Origin of the sequence: Aliamphritea ceti, assembly GCF_024347215.1 — a bacterium.
GTDB lineage: Bacteria > Pseudomonadota > Gammaproteobacteria > Pseudomonadales > Balneatricaceae > Amphritea > Amphritea ceti.
Genome location: NZ_AP025282.1, coordinates 3,763,269 through 3,778,081, shown reverse-complemented (window position 1 = coordinate 3,778,081; position 14,813 = coordinate 3,763,269). Strand labels below are relative to the sequence as shown.

The window sequence follows — 14,813 nt, the reverse complement described above, 5'->3', positions numbered from 1 at the left end:
TGATGATGTCGAATACGGTCGGTATTTATGTCACTTAATAGCAAGCATAGAATTGCGTTCAAGCAAGCGCGTGTAGTGCTGTTGATATCAATATTGCTGGGCTTAGTCTCCACCGGTTGGCAAATTACACTTGACCTTCAACAGGAAAGGCGCAGTTTGCAAGCGGGTATTGAGCGGATTTTGACGCTGCACCGGGAAACCGCAAGCTTAGCTGTGTATAACCTTAACCAGGGACAGGCAGAAGAGATTACTAAAGCTCTGATCGCTTATCCGGAAATCTACAGTGCTAAGTTAGTGGATGATTTTGGTGATCCTCTGGCAGAGCATTCTCGCCCGCAGACTGAGAGTTCCTGGCTTTCATTACTGGGAAGTTATTTTTTCAGAGTTGAGACACAAATCCATGAATCTTTATCTGTTGATGCGTCAGCTAATAACACTGCTCGCCTGAGTATTGACTTAGATGCCGCGCTAATAGCTTCCAGCTTTGCCAGCAGAGCATTTACCAGCCTTCTGTTTAGCCTGTTCTATGACGTAACTTTAGCGGCAATATTTTTAATTTTGTTTTACCGCTGGTTGTCAAAGCCGATCGAAAATATTGTGGCATGGGTAAATGATCTTCGGGAAGGTAAAGAGGGCCAGTTACCTTATACAGAAACTGATGAGATCGGCGATCTGGTGGCTGGTTTTTCCCGTCTTTGGGAGGAGCGTAAACAGGTTACTGACAAACTGAATGAGACTATTCAGGAGTTGTCTAAAAGTGAGAGTTTTTCCCGGACGCTCATGGATAATGCCGGCGATGCAATGTTTTTATGCTTTCCTGATACCCGTATCGTGCAGGTGAATAATCGGGCTGCTCAGTATCTTGCTGAAACCAAGGCATGTTTGCTGAAGAGAAATATGTCTGAGTTCAGTCAAAACTATTCTCATGATGAGTTAGTGTCACTTTTTGCTTCGCTGGACGAACAGCAGGTAACCAGTTTCGAAGATAGTTACAGGAGTAAAAATGGGACGTTGATTCCTATAGAAGCCCGGGTCATTAAACTGGTATTAGAAGAGTCTGATTATTTGCTGATTATGGTACGGGATATTTCTGTACGTAAAGAAGCTGAAAAGCAAATATATGATCTGGCTTTTTTCGATCCGCTAACAGCTTTGCCCAATCGTCGTCTGTTTATGGACAGACTTACTTCTTCTTTAGAATTGCACAATGCCAATCATAAATTTGGCGCTGTTCTGTATCTGGATTTAGACCGTTTTAAAACGGTGAATGATTCACTTGGGCACGGTGTTGGAGATGCGCTTCTTTGTGAGATTGCAAACCGCATAAAGAAAATACTGCCAGCTACCAGTACATGCTCACGATTTGGTGGTGATGAGTTTGTCGTACTGCTGCCTGAGATTGGCGAGAATGCAGAAGTCAGTGCTGAAATTGCCGCTAACCTTGCTTTACAGGTATTAGAGCAAATAAGGGCTCCGTTCGAAGTGAACAGCCATACTTTGTACTGTTCTGCCAGTATTGGTATCAGTATGTTTCCGGATAAAAGCAATGTTGCCAGTGATGTATTACGTTGCGCCGACACCGCTTTATATAAAGCGAAAGCTCTGGGGCGAAATTGCTTCCAGTTTTTTGATCCGGAGATGCAATCATCTGCTCAACAAAGGCTGGATGTTGAAAAAGGTTTGCATCTGGCGGTTGATAATCAAGAGTTAGAGCTGTGGTTTCAGCCACAAACAGATATCGACGATAAGATTATTGGTGCGGAAGCTCTGGTGCGCTGGAATCATCCTCAGAGGGGATTAATTTTACCTGGTGAATTCATCCCTGTTGCTGAAGACAGCGGTCAAATCATTGAAGTGGGTGAATGGGTCATAGCAGAAAGTTTGCGTTTATTAGCGCAGTGGCGGGTCCAGGGATTACCCGAGTCATTTCGAAGGCTGTCGATTAATATCAGTCCGTTACAGTTTATGCAGGTTAACTTTGTTGAAACCTTATTCGCTTTGTTAGATGCCTCGAAAATTTCCGGCAACATGATAGAACTGGAAATTACTGAAAATATGCTGCTGAACAAGTTTGAGGTGGCCAGTAACAAAATGAATCTGCTAAAACAGCGAGGCATCTCCTTCGCTATTGATGATTTTGGCACGGGTTATTCATCATTAAAATATCTGCGGTATTTGCCACTGGATGTTCTTAAAATAGATCGCTCATTTGTTGCAGGTCTACGCTCCTTATCTGAAGAAGCAGCGATTATCGAGGTTATCATCGCGACTGCAGATCGGCTTGATTTACAGGTGATTGCAGAAGGCGTTGAGACGAAAGAAGAACGATTTGCTCTGCAATCGCTTGGCTGTTGCTGCTTTCAGGGGTATTTGTTCTCTAAACCGGTACCGGCTTCCCAAATATATGAGATGTTGCAGCAAAGTGTAGAGACCACTGCCAGCTGAGCTCTGTATAGAAGGGAAAGTCGAAAAATCAGTGAGTCAGAAAGGCTCACTGATCTTATCAGTTGATTCGGTATAAAACTCGAATCATGGTTTTGATAATATAAATTACGGTTGCTGACGGGTTGCGGTAATAACAACATCGCGGATGTTTACACCCTGAGGCTGCGCATACATGAAGGCTGCGGTACGAGCGATATCGTCCGCGACTAATACGCCCCCCATTGCCTGCTTCCAGTCTTCGTAGCCATCAATGATGTCTTGTGAAGTGGTGTGCCCCAGCAGTTCGGTTTCTACTGCGCCTGGGCAAATACTCATGATACGTACATTGCTGTCGGCGACTTCTTCGCGGATATTTTCACTCATTGCTGATACCGCAAATTTAGTACCTACATAAGCGGCATGGTTCGGGAACGATTTTTTCCCTGCGATAGAGCTGACATTGATAATGGTGCCGGCATTGCGGGCTTTCATATCACCCAGTACCGCCTGCATGCTGTTCAGTAGGGCGATGACGTTAATGTCATACATACGTTGCCATTCCATTGGATCCTGCGTGTCTATCTGCCCAAGCAGCATTAAGCCTGCATTATTGACCAGACAATCGACAGGGCCGTGGATCGCCTCAGCTTCTGCGATGGCTGCTCGAAAAGCAGCGGCATCTGTCATATCAACCTGACGATATAAAGCGTTAGGCAAGTTCAGTGCTTGCAGTTTTTCTATCCGGCGGGCAACTAAGAGTAAAGGGTGACCTGCAGCTGAAAACTGTTGTGCCATAGCCGCGCCAATACCTGAACTTGCGCCCGTGATAACTACCAGTGATTTAGTCATGTGTTTATCTCTTTTGAATGCCTTCATGGCATGAAGCTATTTGGATGTTGCACATGATAGGATTTGATATTAGTGTGATAAATATCACTAATCTGAAAACATTGTTTGGTTTATATGAACAATATTTCCTGGCGGGGCATACGCGCATTTATATATGTTGCGGAACATGGTGGCTTTACTGCTGCGGCAGAGGTCTCAGGGTTTTCTAAAGCTAACCTGAGTCAGCTGGTGACGGATCTGGAAGCGGCGCTGAGTGTGCAGTTGCTGTATCGAACAACCAGACAGTTGCGGCTGACGGAAATCGGCCAGGGTTACTATGAGCGCTGTAAACTAGCTATGCAGCAGCTGGACTCGGCTGCTGAATGGGCGAGCCAATCTACAGATGAACTCAAAGGTTTAATTCGTATGAATGCCGTTGGCGGGCCTTTTGGTGAAGATTTGTTGGCACCGCTTATCATTGATTTTCAGCGGCAGCATCCGGATATACGTGTCGATCTGGACTTTTCGAGCATACATGTCGACCTGATTGCCAGCCATTATGATCTGGTAATGCGGATGGGTGAGCTGCCAGATTCGAGCCTGATTGCCAGAAGGCTGCATTCGGTAACCACACGTTATGTGGCCAGTCCGGAATTTTTGCAGACGCATCATGGTATTAAAGAACCGGATGATCTGAAAAATCTGCCGTTGATATGTGGCAGCGTTGATCACTGGACGCTTAGCCGGGCGGCGGAGCAAAAGACAATTCACGTGGCGCAGGGGATTAAAGTGACCAGTGGTCGGGTAATGCGACAAGCCGCACTGGCCGGATTAGGCGTAACCAGGTTGGCTGATGTCTATGTACAGGCAGACCTGCAAGCTGGCAAGCTGATTGAGGTGTTGCCAGAATGGTCTGAGCAAACTCAGCTGACCTTGCTCTGTCCGCCGCTGCGTCATCAGTTGCACAGGGTAAGAGTGTTGATGGAATGGCTGAAAGAGCATTTTGAAGCACGTTATCAGGATGCGTTAGTACGTGAGCCCGGCTAATTTATTGAGAAAAGGCTGTAAAACTTGCTGTCGTCTTGCCGCAAAGAGGCTGCACAAACAGCAATGAACGCTGTGCCTTGGTCGCTGAGGGATAGCTAAGATCATGAAGAGTCGATTCTTTTAGCTTTTTTTACCACGGTGAATTCCTGTGATTTTCTATAGGTGATTGTTTGCTAGGAAAAAACTTTAGATATTTTGAAATAAGTACTGGACAAGCGAAAGGGATATCTATAAAGTTCGCAGCAGCTAAAAAGAAGTCTTTTATTTACAAATCTACATTTCGCAGTTTTATTCGTAAGCCTGGTCCTGCAGTTTTTAAGTTTAAGTTTCAGTCTATTTTTTATGCGATTATCGCCTGCTAATGTGGGCACATATTAAATTTAAAATTCAGGATATTTATCATGTCTAAAACTACCGGTACTGTTAAGTGGTTCAACGAAACTAAAGGTTTTGGTTTCATCGAGCAAGAGTCTGGCCCAGATGTTTTCGCACACTTCAGCGCGATTCAGGGTTCAGGATTCAAAACTCTGGCTGAAGGCCAGCAAGTTGAATTCACAGTTACAAGCGGCCAGAAAGGCCCACAAGCTGAGAACATCGTTGTTCTGTAACAACTGATATTCAGCTTATATAGAAAAGCAGATCTTAGGATCTGCTTTTTTTTGTCTTTTTTTAGCCGACGCAAGGTCGCTAAAGCCTGTTTTACATGGTTTTCTTTTCCTTCTTTACTGCCTCTTCTTATATAAGTGCTTCTGACACTTTTTTGATACGGATACATCGCTGTTTCTGTAGCAGGCTGTTTAGCCGGCATGAACGTTTACAGATCTGTACTGTCTAGACACTCATATAGCAATTCATACTCGGCGCACATGATTTTTGTGGAGGTGGCTTATGCGTTACAGTCTTTTGATACTGGCTCTTGTAGCTGGTCTGGTTCATGCGGATGCAAACTATACCGTGAAAAAAGGCGTCAGTTGGCAGGGCGTTAAAATTGGTTCTTCCTCTCTTTCCGGTGCTGATCATATCTGCCGTAATTATCAGTGTTATCCATTGTTTAAAAATATCACTGTTCCCCGTGAGTTGAAGCAACAGTATCAGTTGGGCTCACTGAGCTTTAATGCCCTGCAGAAAGTGGCGACATCAACTAACGGAGATCGCATTACATTGCCTGCTGATCTGGCCAGTGTGCTATTCAAACGCAGCCGTGACAAAGTACAGCGGGCAAAAATTTCCGATTCGAAATAGCTTGTAGTTATGTCAGCCAACGCTGATGGCTGAACTGATTTCAGGAAGCCTGCGTATAGCAGTTTCAGTTGAGCAAAGATGTGGAGGTTAGGTATGCGTTACAGTCTTTTAATACTGGTGCTTATAGCTGGTTTGGTTCAGGCTGATTCTGCTTATACGATAAAGAAAGGTGTCAGTTGGCAGGGTGTCAAAATTGGCAATCAGGCGCCTACAGGTTCAGATTTTGTTTGTAGAACAGGTGAGTGCTATCCGCTGGTTTTAATTGGTATCTCGGCCCGGCAGATGAAGCAATATAAGATAGACTCTCTGCAGTTTAAAGAGCTGGAGAAAATAGCGCTTTCCCGTGATGGTGAACGGATCACCTTACCCGAAGAACTTTCCCGGGATCTGTATATTCGGGCTAAACATCAGGCACTCAGGGAAATATTCTTTGATGCTAACTGAGATCACTATTTGAAGTTGAAAAAGCAATAAGCTAAGCGGTAATGCATTGATTTTATAAGGCGTCTGAGCGGTAGTTCAGACGCTTTTTTTATAGGTCTTAGACTGGTTCTGCCGCAAACAAGCAAATCCTGTTATGGGCTTGATGTTATTTTGCTGTAAACCATATGTTTACAGGAGATATTGCATGACAATTACTTACCGCGCGGCTGAAATTCCAGCTGATCAGTTGAATGAAAAACCACTGGCACAACCAACAGCTGAACCACTTTCCGGTGACATCACGACCCGTAGTCAGGTGTTTTTTAATACAGAAGAACAAAATGTTATGTCTGGTACATGGGAGTGTGAACCAGGTGAGTCACGCTGGGAATTTATGACCCGTGGCGAAGTTATTTACGTATTGTCTGGTCGGATGACGGTCGTTGAAGATGGCGGTGAAGCCGTAGAACTGACTGCAGGTTCAAGTGCTGTGTTCCCAGTTGGCTGGTGTGGCAACTGGACTGTGCATGAAACACTGCGCAAAGTGTATGTGATTTACGGCGCATAATTTTTATCTCTGGAGGCGTGCCCGCGTCTCCTGTTTTATGCCTTCCTTTTATACTTTCCTTGATGGAAGGCATTAGCTGATTGTTTCTTTATGTGTTCCGACTATTTCGGCAGCTTTCCAGGTTGTCATAAGCAATGTTTGTCGGTGGGAAAATAAGGCGATGGCTAGTCATTTTCTAAGCCGATGTTCAGCAGTAGCAAACCGCCTGCTGAACTGTTCTGGCAGCATGCATTTACTCAGTCGCTTATTCTTCAGCATCAAATACAACTTCGCCCTGAAGTATGGTCATAAGAATTTCTGTATCTGCAATCTTGTTGGCTGGTAGCTCGGTAATGTCTTCATCCAGTACAACCAGATCAGCTGACTTTCCTACAGTTATGCTGCCGGTAATGTCATCCAGCCCTAAGCTGATTGCCGGGTTGATAGTGTAAGCATCTATTGCAGAGCTGATATCCGGTAAACCAGTTTTTGCCATCCTCAGGCTGTTGGCAATGCCTACTAAGGGATTAATATCGTTTACATTCCAGTCACTGCTTAGTGTTAGATTTGCTCCAGTGTCAAAAACAGGCCGCAGCCGCATAAGTGAATGGGCGCGTTTTTGACCAATAAAAGGCTCTGCCCAACTGTGATCCTGTGCGACGATATAGTCAGAACCTACCTGAAAGTCAGCGGTTACCTTTAGTGGTTTAAAGCGTTGGATATCAACGTTCTGAATCATTTCAACATGGGTAAGGGTGTAATCCCTTTCTGAACCTTGTTCCCGGGCGTATTCAATCGCATTAAGGGATTCACGAACAGCCCCGTCGCCAATCGCGTGAATATGCGCACCGTAATTGATTTTATCCAGCTTGGTTAGCCAGAATTGCATGTCCTCTGGTGGGATATAGTTCAGACCGAAGGGGAGGTTTTCCACTAACTTGTATCTATAGGGTGCGACGACTTTGGCCGTACCATTTATCAAAATGCCGTCGCTATACATCTTTACCTGATCAATAATCAGCAGGTTTTCAGGGTTACGTGACTGAATTTTTTTGAGAAATTCCAGCTGGGCTTCCGGTTCATCCTGCGGGTAAATCCAGGGGCGTAACGACACCCTGGACGTTAGGTCGCCATTGTTTTCTGCAGCTTTCCAGACATCAAACCAGCCACGTTTCCAGTACAGACGGCCGTCGCCAATAGTTGTTATACCGTTGGCTGCTGCTTCCGCTAAGCCGTTTTGCAGGCCCTGATAGCTTTGCTGGAAAATATTATTCAGGCTGTTCCAGGCCTGTTCCATCACAATGTCACCGGCGTTATCCAGCAGAATGCCGTTAAGCCCGCCGGTAAGTGGATCTTTAAGGTATTTGCCACCTTGGGGTTCTTCTGAACGGACAGTGATACCTGCCAGCTCTAAGGCTGCAGAATTCACCCACATAGAGTGAGAGGTCTGCTCCATGATGATGACCGGATGTTCAGGGAAAATATCATCAAGTACTTCCAGCGGCGTTTGTTTGTTGTTCTCACTGAGTATTAGCTCCAGTGTGAAGCCATAGCCGATGAGCCACTGGCCTTCTGTTGCCTGTGCGGCGCAATCCTCAAGATAAGGGATCTGGCCTTCAAGGTTGGCATCAGGGCTGACTTCACAATTCCCGCCGGCTTCAGATGCTGCTTCAAAGACATGGTTATGGTTATCGATGAAACCGGGCAATACCATAGCGCCCTGCATATCGAGAACTTCAGTGTCTGCTCCCAGATACTTTTGGCCTGTATGGTCGTTACCAACATAGGTAATAACCCCTTGCTTAATGGCAATAGTGTTTGCAGGCTGATCGGCGTATACCACTGCATCGGTGATCAGAGTGTCAGCATATTCGATAGCCGCGACGCTTTGGCTTCCAAGCATACTGAGGCTCAGCATTATTGAGAGTGAGATTGTGTTCATGTTGAGTCCTTGTGGGCCTGCGAGCATGGTAAACAAAAATTCTGACAAGCGCAGTGTAAGGACAGAATAATGATAAATACTCAGCATCATCAATTGTTGATGCTGGTGTTTGAATCTTATCGCTGAAAGCAGAGGGTCATGTGCACAGTCCGTGTGCTCAACAAAGGAATTGCGTTCCGTAACTTTACATGAGGTCGCCGTCAGGCTGACGGGGGGGTTAGGACTGACAGCGACCCGACAAGTCTATGGAGGTCGTGGGCATATAACCAGCTACCCATTACCCAACTTGGGTAGTGTGCTGGTATTTTGTATTAGCTGATCTTTCGATAACTTACTGATAAATAATAGAATAATTAAATTATGTTTAGATTATCTTCTATCTGTCTTTAGTTTTTCTTCTTATGTATTAACCCAATATCAGGTCAGTGCGTCGCTATTGAGCTGCTGACAGTTCGATTTACTATGTGCTTTTGTGTGAAACGTTGGTCAGGGAATCGTCACGTCTTTACATCTGTGTGAGTGCAGAGATTCTGTGCTGTCATTCCTGAATGAAAACGCTACTGGTGCAGTGAAAAGTATGAAGCTACCAGCAGTTGCCGTGTTAATGATTATTAAGATCTAAAAAAATACCCAATGAAGTTCATTGGGTAAAGATCACATGAATCAGGAATACAATGTGCAAACACTTATTTAAGGTTTGGTATCTTTAGCCTTAAATTACTATTTGGATACTTCTATACCCACTTCAGAATTATTGAAGTTGACGGTATATGTCACACCTTTACCGAAGGCAATATCGGCTAATCCTTCCTGGTATTTTTTGATAGTTGAAACTTTGCGGTTATCAGCATTGTAATGGTATAGCTTTCCATCATTGAAACCGGTTGCAACATAGCCATCAGCAGCGGTTTCCAGCCCGTCAAAATTTGCCAGAGGCTCAGTTCTGTCAATAATATGGCCCGTTGCGTTTACATGGATGATTCGGCCCGGCTCTGACGTTTCCCAGGTGTTCTCGTTGGTTACTTCGCCCCATGAAGCGACAAGGAGGTCACCATTCGGCATGGCCTCAATACCATTTGGGTAACTGAGCTTCTTATTTTCGATGAGTGTACTGACAGTGCCATTTGTAATTTTATAAATAGAATTCTTTGGCGGATCTGTCACAAAGATATTGCCTTTGCTATCAAGAGCCAGGTCTAACGGAAAGGCAGCCTGTGGCAGATTGACTGATTTTGTTTCTTTGGTTTTTAAGTCGATGATCAGTATCTTATCCACTTCTACAAGATAGAGCTTGCCGTCTTTAATTTGTGAACCTTTTGGTCCGTTTAATCCGCTTAGGAATTTAGTCGGCTCACTTGCTCCGGGCTCGAGCTTAGCTATAAAACCATCACCATCAACTCCGTTCATTTGCCCAACCACAGAGATGTATGTGATTTCAGTTTTCGGGTCGACAGACACTGCCTCAGCATTTGTATAACCAGTGTTAATCGTCCGTTGCTTGGCGGCATCAGCGTGGCTGGTTAAGGGGAGTGTTGTCAGGCTTAGACCGATAAAGGCATAAGTAAAAAGTTTCATTTTCGGGCTCTCTCTTGAGTTTAAGGTCTGATCTGTAAGTGAAATCAGGCTGCTAAATATCATTGCCGGGGCGAGAGCAAAGTGATGTGCTCCTTAGCCTCGATAGCGTTGGCGTTGTAAAAACTTAACATAGAGTTTTTTGCTGATTTAGAGGGTAAAGTGATAATCTATTTTGCATATTCTGCAATAAGTGAGATGTGTGATGGATCAGCTGAAGGCGATTAAGTGTTTTATTTGTGTTGCAGAAGTCGGAAGTTTTAGCCGTGCTGCGGACAAACTTCATATGCCTGTATCAAGTGTTTCACGGCAAATATCCGCCTTAGAGTCTTCGCTCAAAACGGAACTAATTATACGTTCTACCAGGAAAATACGTCTGACAGAGGTTGGACTGCTGTATTTAGACAGTTGCCAACATGTAGCAGATAAGCTGGCATCTGCTGATGAACTTGTTGCTAATTACCAGAGCGAGCCTTGTGGAACATTACGAATTAGTGCCATGACGTTTTTTGGAGAACGGGTTCTGGTGCCTCTAATTGAAGAATTACAGGATACGTATCCTAAGATCATAGTTGATGCCGACTTTTCTGATCAGGTTAAAGACTTAACGCTGAGTGATGTGGATATTGCCTTCAGAGGAGGGCCTATGCCTGATAAGCGTCTGATGGCTGAAAAGGTAATGGAGAATGAGTTACATGTGTGTGCCAGCCCGGGTTATTTAGAGCAATTCGGCGTTCCGACTTCTGTCGACGAGCTTGAAGGACATAAGGTCATTTACTTTCGAGGTCCTGACGGACAGATGCCCTGGTGGATAGTTGATCAACCCAGTGAGCAAATTTTAGATTTGGAAGCGGCGGCAATAACCAACTCATTTCAGCTGATGTTGAATAATATTATTGCTGGCAAGGGCATGTGCTTATTGCCCATGTGGGCTATCAGACCGTATCTGTTAAACAAACAGCTGGTTAAGGTCGATTTCGATAACCCTCCAAGAATGATTCGTGATCAGTCGATGGGGATTTACTTACTGTATTTAAAAAACCGCTTTCAGCTACCAAAAGTTCGTCGCTCTGTTGAATTCTTCCGGGAAAAACTTAAAGCTACCAGCTATTCGTAGCAGTGCTGCTGCCTGTTATTTTCAGACTTTTTAGGAGTCTGTTCATTAATTTACAAATTGTGGGGACAAAGTAAGGGCAATAGATCGTCAGCAGTCTATATCTTTGCGTGCGAATCATTATAATGCCTGCCTTCTTAAAGTTGGTTGGCTATTTTTTGTTCAATCAAAAGTAATGTTTTAAAGTGCGTTTGGTGGTTTCAGGTTTGTTTCGGTTGGTTTCTTCTCGTTTTTTTCGTTGTGCATATCGTTCTGTGTTGGCGTTGGTTTTGTGTTACTGCGTGCCGGCTTTCAGTAACGGAGCAGGGGATAATCCTGATCAGCAGGCGGCGCGTATTGTGGTTGAGCACTGGCCTCCCTGGGAAATAGCTGATGATGAAAAACGTCAGCAGGTCACCCGTGGATATGCGATCGAAATAATTGCAGAGTTGTTCTCCAGGATGAGCATTCCACTTGAGTTTCAGTATGCTCCCTGGCGGCGTGCCTTACAGTTGATTAAAACCGGCGAAGTCGATTTATTGCCTATGGTTGCTGAAAACCAGACACGGGCAGCGTATATGGTGTTTACCGTACCGGTATACCGGGACCCTATTTTACTGGCGTATTCTCTCGATACGTATAAGCACTTTAGCTGGCAGCACTGGGCGGACCTTAGTGGCTACGAAATCCGCGCTGTACGGGGTTATCACTATGGCGATAACTGGCGCGATGCGGTTCAGGAATATGGTTTAACGGTGAGTGAATCCGCAACAGATGAGCAAAACCTGAAGATGCTTGATCAGGGAAGAGTAGAGCTTACGCCGCTGCTGTATTCCAACGGCGTAAGTCTGCTAAAGGGTCATGGGTACGAACGTATTCGCTTTGCTGAAAAGCCTGTTTTTACAACAGTGTTGCGCTTTGGTATTTCAAAGAAATCATTTCTGGTTAAGCGGTTGCCTGAAATTAATATCCACCTGAACACAATGAAACGGGATGGTACTTTTAAGCGGATATTAGGTGCGCTTTACCGGCCCCGTTTGCGTGATAAACACTGAGCGTTATTGCGCAAAGCTTGCTTCGTCTCTGATCCCTATACGGTTACCGTCCGGGTCGTGGATATTAATGACTGACCCCCAGTCAGTCATAGATATTTCAGCATCTATTCCTAACGCACGTACATCCTTCAAGGCTGCATCTATATTGCTAACGTTGAAGCGGAGCTTGTGCGGGCAGGTTGCAATGCTTTTACCTTCAGGCTCAGCGAAGCCTTCAGTTTCAATCATCAGATAGCTTGTACCAAATTCCAGACAGCAAAGCCGGAAGTCACCTTCCTGCTTTTCGAACATCACCGGTAGATTAAAAAGAGTTTTGTAGAAGTGGAGGCAAGCGTCAAAATTCTCGACGTTGAGGATGATGCCGTGTCGCTGAATGTTCATGTGGAAGCTTTTCAGGTGAGTGATTGCCTGAGCATATCAGGGAATCGTACAGGAAGAGTCAGTACTTAATATCCAGTCTGTAATTTTGCTCAGTGCTTCTGCCTCAGGGAGTTTAGTTTTGCCTTTAATTGCACATTCCCAGATAGTCAGAACCCGCCATCCCTGAAGTATCAGTGTTTGGTTAGTTGTTTTATCCCGGGATTTATTGCTATATAGCTTTTCTTTCCAGAATTCAGTGCGGGTGGACGGAAGCTTAAAAAGGTGGCATTCATGGGCATGCCAGAAGCAGCCATGCACAAAAATGATAGCTTTGTATTTTGGAAGCACTATGTCGGGCTTACCGGGCAGAGAAGGGACATTCAAACGATACCGAAAACCCTGTGCGTGCAGTCGCTTTCGCAGCCAGATTTCCGGTTTGGTATTTTTGCTTTTAATGGCTGACATATTGCGACTTCTGGTTTTCTTGTCGTGTATGTCAGTCATTGGATCAGATCATCTCTATCTGCTTGCTAATTATTTTAGCCTTTTGAGTTTTAGGCTCAGGCTTCACTGCTTTATTTTCTGGCTTTTCTCTATGGATTATAGACTTCACAATTTTAGCAATCTGGTGAGCAAGTAAAGGTGGAACAGCATTACCAACCTGGTGAAATTGTTGTGTACGATTTCCCTGGAAAAAATAGTTGTCCGGGAAAGTTTGTAACCGGGCTGCTTCTCTCACCGTAAGACTGCGACACTGGCCGGGATCAGGGTGAATAAAATAATGACCATCTTTAGAAATATGGCTAGTGACAGTTGTTGATGGAGAGCCTTCAAGCTGTACTCTGAATCGGTCGGCAAACTTACCTGTTTCCCAGTTTTTGTGTTCAGGACGTAAGCTGGGTAAGCAAAAATCTTTATGGCCTTTTGGAGAATAACCAAACGCTTTAGCGAAGCAGGAAGCAAAAACATAGCGTCGTAAATCTTCAGACATATGTCCTCTGGATTCATGGTTTAGCCATATGTCGAGGTCTTTATCCTCGAACCACTTTGTCAGTTCCTTACTCAAGCTGTTTTCTATCTGATTCTTTGGATAGCGAAGGCTTCCATGATCTCGTTGTAGCGTAATAGCCGTTTTTGCTGCTTTTAGATAAGGTATGAGTTGGTTGTAATCATTACCGTGCAAGCTCAGCATTGAAGACGAGTTTTTGCCATGTATCTCAATATCACTTACAAGATCATCAATATGATCTTTAACAATCTGTTGCCATTCTGAAGGGCTATCTGATTGTTTTGTTACTTTACTTCTTAAAGCAGGAAAATTATCTATGACCGAATTTACAGAGACTTGCTTGCTTGGGGTGAGAATCCCTTGTTCTGCAAGCAAACTTTCTTTAATTCCTAGTAGTATTACACGGTGCCGTGCTTGGGGAATTCCGAAATCTTCCGATCGAATGATGAATTTTCGAGCGTCAAAGTCAGCGGGATTATTGTCATAGTGAAACGTATCTCCGGTGACTAATGAACAGATTCTGTATTTTTCTTTAGAGCCTTCTAATCCGAGAGCTTCGTCTGGAGACGACAAGTCTCGTAAAATGTCATGAAACACCGGGCGTCCTGCCACTTTTGCGGAAAGAATACCTTTGACGTTCTCCATGACAAATACAGATGGCTTGTATTTCTGAATGATTCGAAGATATTCCTTATAAAGAAAATTTCGGTGATCATCTTCAGCTTTATAGTCTGCAATGCCTTTGTTTCGTGCGCGTCCTACCAGTGAGTACGCTTGGCATGGAGGCCCCCCAATTAAAACCCAGTCTTCCTGTACAGCATTGTTATCGGTTTTAAGAGAAGTGGTAATAATTGTATCGAGTTCGTCATTACCTTTTGTAGTACCCAACTCAATTTGTCTGGCTTCTTTGCCAGCTAGTTCCCATAAATGCTGTGTGCTCTCTGAATAGGGGGTTTCAGACCTACCTTTACAGAAAGCGTAATAGTCACCAATTGCATCTGGGCTATGTCGTTTGAGTAATCGAAAGAAAGCTCTTAAACGAAGTGTTTTGTGTGCAAACTGATCTTTTTCAGCTGAGACTATAATTTCAAACTTATTGTTTAGAGACGAGAAGCCTTCGCCGAGGCCGCCAGGCCCTGCGAAAAGGTCAACTATTTTGATTGGTGTCATGGTGAGGGACTTCCGTTGTACTTAAGGTGAACGATACTAGGGATCAGTATTGTTATCAATGACAAGATTGGCAGTATCTCTTGTAAGATGGGACTTGTAGC

Annotated in this window: 14 protein-coding genes; 8 read left to right on the top strand and 6 right to left on the bottom strand. The window is 44.5% G+C overall.

The window, feature by feature from the left end:
- Window positions 1–27: 27 nt before the first annotated feature.
- The gene (locus tag OCU49_RS17275) at window positions 28–2,445 is read left to right on the top strand and encodes a bifunctional diguanylate cyclase/phosphodiesterase (protein ID WP_261841803.1); all 2,418 of its coding nucleotides are present in this window, start codon (window positions 28–30) and stop codon (window positions 2,443–2,445) included.
- Window positions 2,446–2,550: 105 nt separating this feature from the next.
- On the opposite strand, the gene OCU49_RS17270 is transcribed toward OCU49_RS17275, so the two are convergent.
- Complete coding sequence (locus tag OCU49_RS17270) at window positions 2,551–3,273, bottom strand: SDR family oxidoreductase (protein ID WP_261841802.1); 723 nt, start codon at window positions 3,271–3,273, stop codon at window positions 2,551–2,553.
- 114 nt (window positions 3,274–3,387) lie between these two features.
- Here OCU49_RS17270 and OCU49_RS17265 point away from each other — a divergent pair, with 114 nt between their 5' ends.
- From OCU49_RS17265 to OCU49_RS17245, 5 genes are all read left to right on the top strand, one after another.
- The gene (locus OCU49_RS17265; RefSeq protein ID WP_261841801.1) at window positions 3,388–4,299 is read left to right on the top strand and encodes a LysR family transcriptional regulator; all 912 of its coding nucleotides are present in this window, start codon (window positions 3,388–3,390) and stop codon (window positions 4,297–4,299) included.
- A gap of 401 nt (window positions 4,300–4,700) precedes the next feature.
- On the top strand, window positions 4,701–4,907 hold the full coding sequence (locus OCU49_RS17260; protein ID WP_261841800.1) for a cold-shock protein: 207 nt from the start codon (window positions 4,701–4,703) through the stop codon (window positions 4,905–4,907).
- A 280-nt stretch (window positions 4,908–5,187) separates the two neighbouring features.
- A complete protein-coding gene (locus OCU49_RS17255) occupies window positions 5,188–5,541 on the top strand; it encodes a hypothetical protein (RefSeq protein ID WP_261841799.1) in 354 nt (117 codons plus the stop codon).
- A 93-nt stretch (window positions 5,542–5,634) separates the two neighbouring features.
- Window positions 5,635–5,985 carry a hypothetical protein gene (locus tag OCU49_RS17250; RefSeq protein ID WP_261841798.1) on the top strand — a complete coding sequence of 117 codons (351 nt, stop codon included), beginning with the start codon at window positions 5,635–5,637 and terminating at the stop codon, window positions 5,983–5,985.
- A gap of 184 nt (window positions 5,986–6,169) precedes the next feature.
- Entirely contained in the window at window positions 6,170–6,532 is a 363-nt protein-coding gene (locus tag OCU49_RS17245) for a cupin domain-containing protein (RefSeq protein ID WP_261841797.1), read from the top strand.
- 244 nt (window positions 6,533–6,776) lie between these two features.
- On the opposite strand, the gene OCU49_RS17240 is transcribed toward OCU49_RS17245, so the two are convergent.
- Together OCU49_RS17240 and OCU49_RS17235 are read right to left on the bottom strand one after the other, a co-directional pair.
- Window positions 6,777–8,453 carry an amidohydrolase gene (locus tag OCU49_RS17240; RefSeq protein ID WP_261841796.1) on the bottom strand — a complete coding sequence of 559 codons (1,677 nt, stop codon included), beginning with the start codon at window positions 8,451–8,453 and terminating at the stop codon, window positions 6,777–6,779.
- 720 nt (window positions 8,454–9,173) lie between these two features.
- Window positions 9,174–10,091 (bottom strand): NHL repeat-containing protein, encoded by a 918-nt coding sequence (locus tag OCU49_RS17235; protein WP_261841795.1) that lies wholly within the window; start codon window positions 10,089–10,091, stop codon window positions 9,174–9,176.
- Between the two features lie 139 nt (window positions 10,092–10,230).
- Between OCU49_RS17235 and OCU49_RS17230 the strand changes: the two genes are divergently transcribed.
- Together OCU49_RS17230 and OCU49_RS17225 are read left to right on the top strand one after the other, a co-directional pair.
- Window positions 10,231–11,142 carry a LysR family transcriptional regulator gene (locus tag OCU49_RS17230; RefSeq protein ID WP_261841794.1) on the top strand — a complete coding sequence of 304 codons (912 nt, stop codon included), beginning with the start codon at window positions 10,231–10,233 and terminating at the stop codon, window positions 11,140–11,142.
- A 212-nt stretch (window positions 11,143–11,354) separates the two neighbouring features.
- Entirely contained in the window at window positions 11,355–12,173 is an 819-nt protein-coding gene (locus tag OCU49_RS17225; protein ID WP_261841793.1) for a substrate-binding periplasmic protein, read from the top strand.
- Window positions 12,174–12,176: 3 nt separating this feature from the next.
- Here the strand turns inward: OCU49_RS17225 and OCU49_RS17220 are convergent, their stop codons facing one another.
- From OCU49_RS17220 to OCU49_RS17210, 3 genes are read right to left on the bottom strand one after another with little or no spacing between them, the layout of a single operon-like run.
- Window positions 12,177–12,554, bottom strand: coding sequence for a VOC family protein (locus OCU49_RS17220; protein WP_261841792.1), 378 nt, complete (start codon window positions 12,552–12,554; stop codon window positions 12,177–12,179).
- Between the two features lie 36 nt (window positions 12,555–12,590).
- Window positions 12,591–13,037, bottom strand: coding sequence for a very short patch repair endonuclease (locus OCU49_RS17215; RefSeq protein WP_261841791.1), 447 nt, complete (start codon window positions 13,035–13,037; stop codon window positions 12,591–12,593).
- Between the two features lie 4 nt (window positions 13,038–13,041).
- Window positions 13,042–14,712: a DNA cytosine methyltransferase gene (locus OCU49_RS17210; protein WP_261841790.1), complete on the bottom strand. Its 1,671-nt coding sequence runs from the start codon at window positions 14,710–14,712 to the stop codon at window positions 13,042–13,044.
- Window positions 14,713–14,813 lie beyond the last annotated feature (101 nt).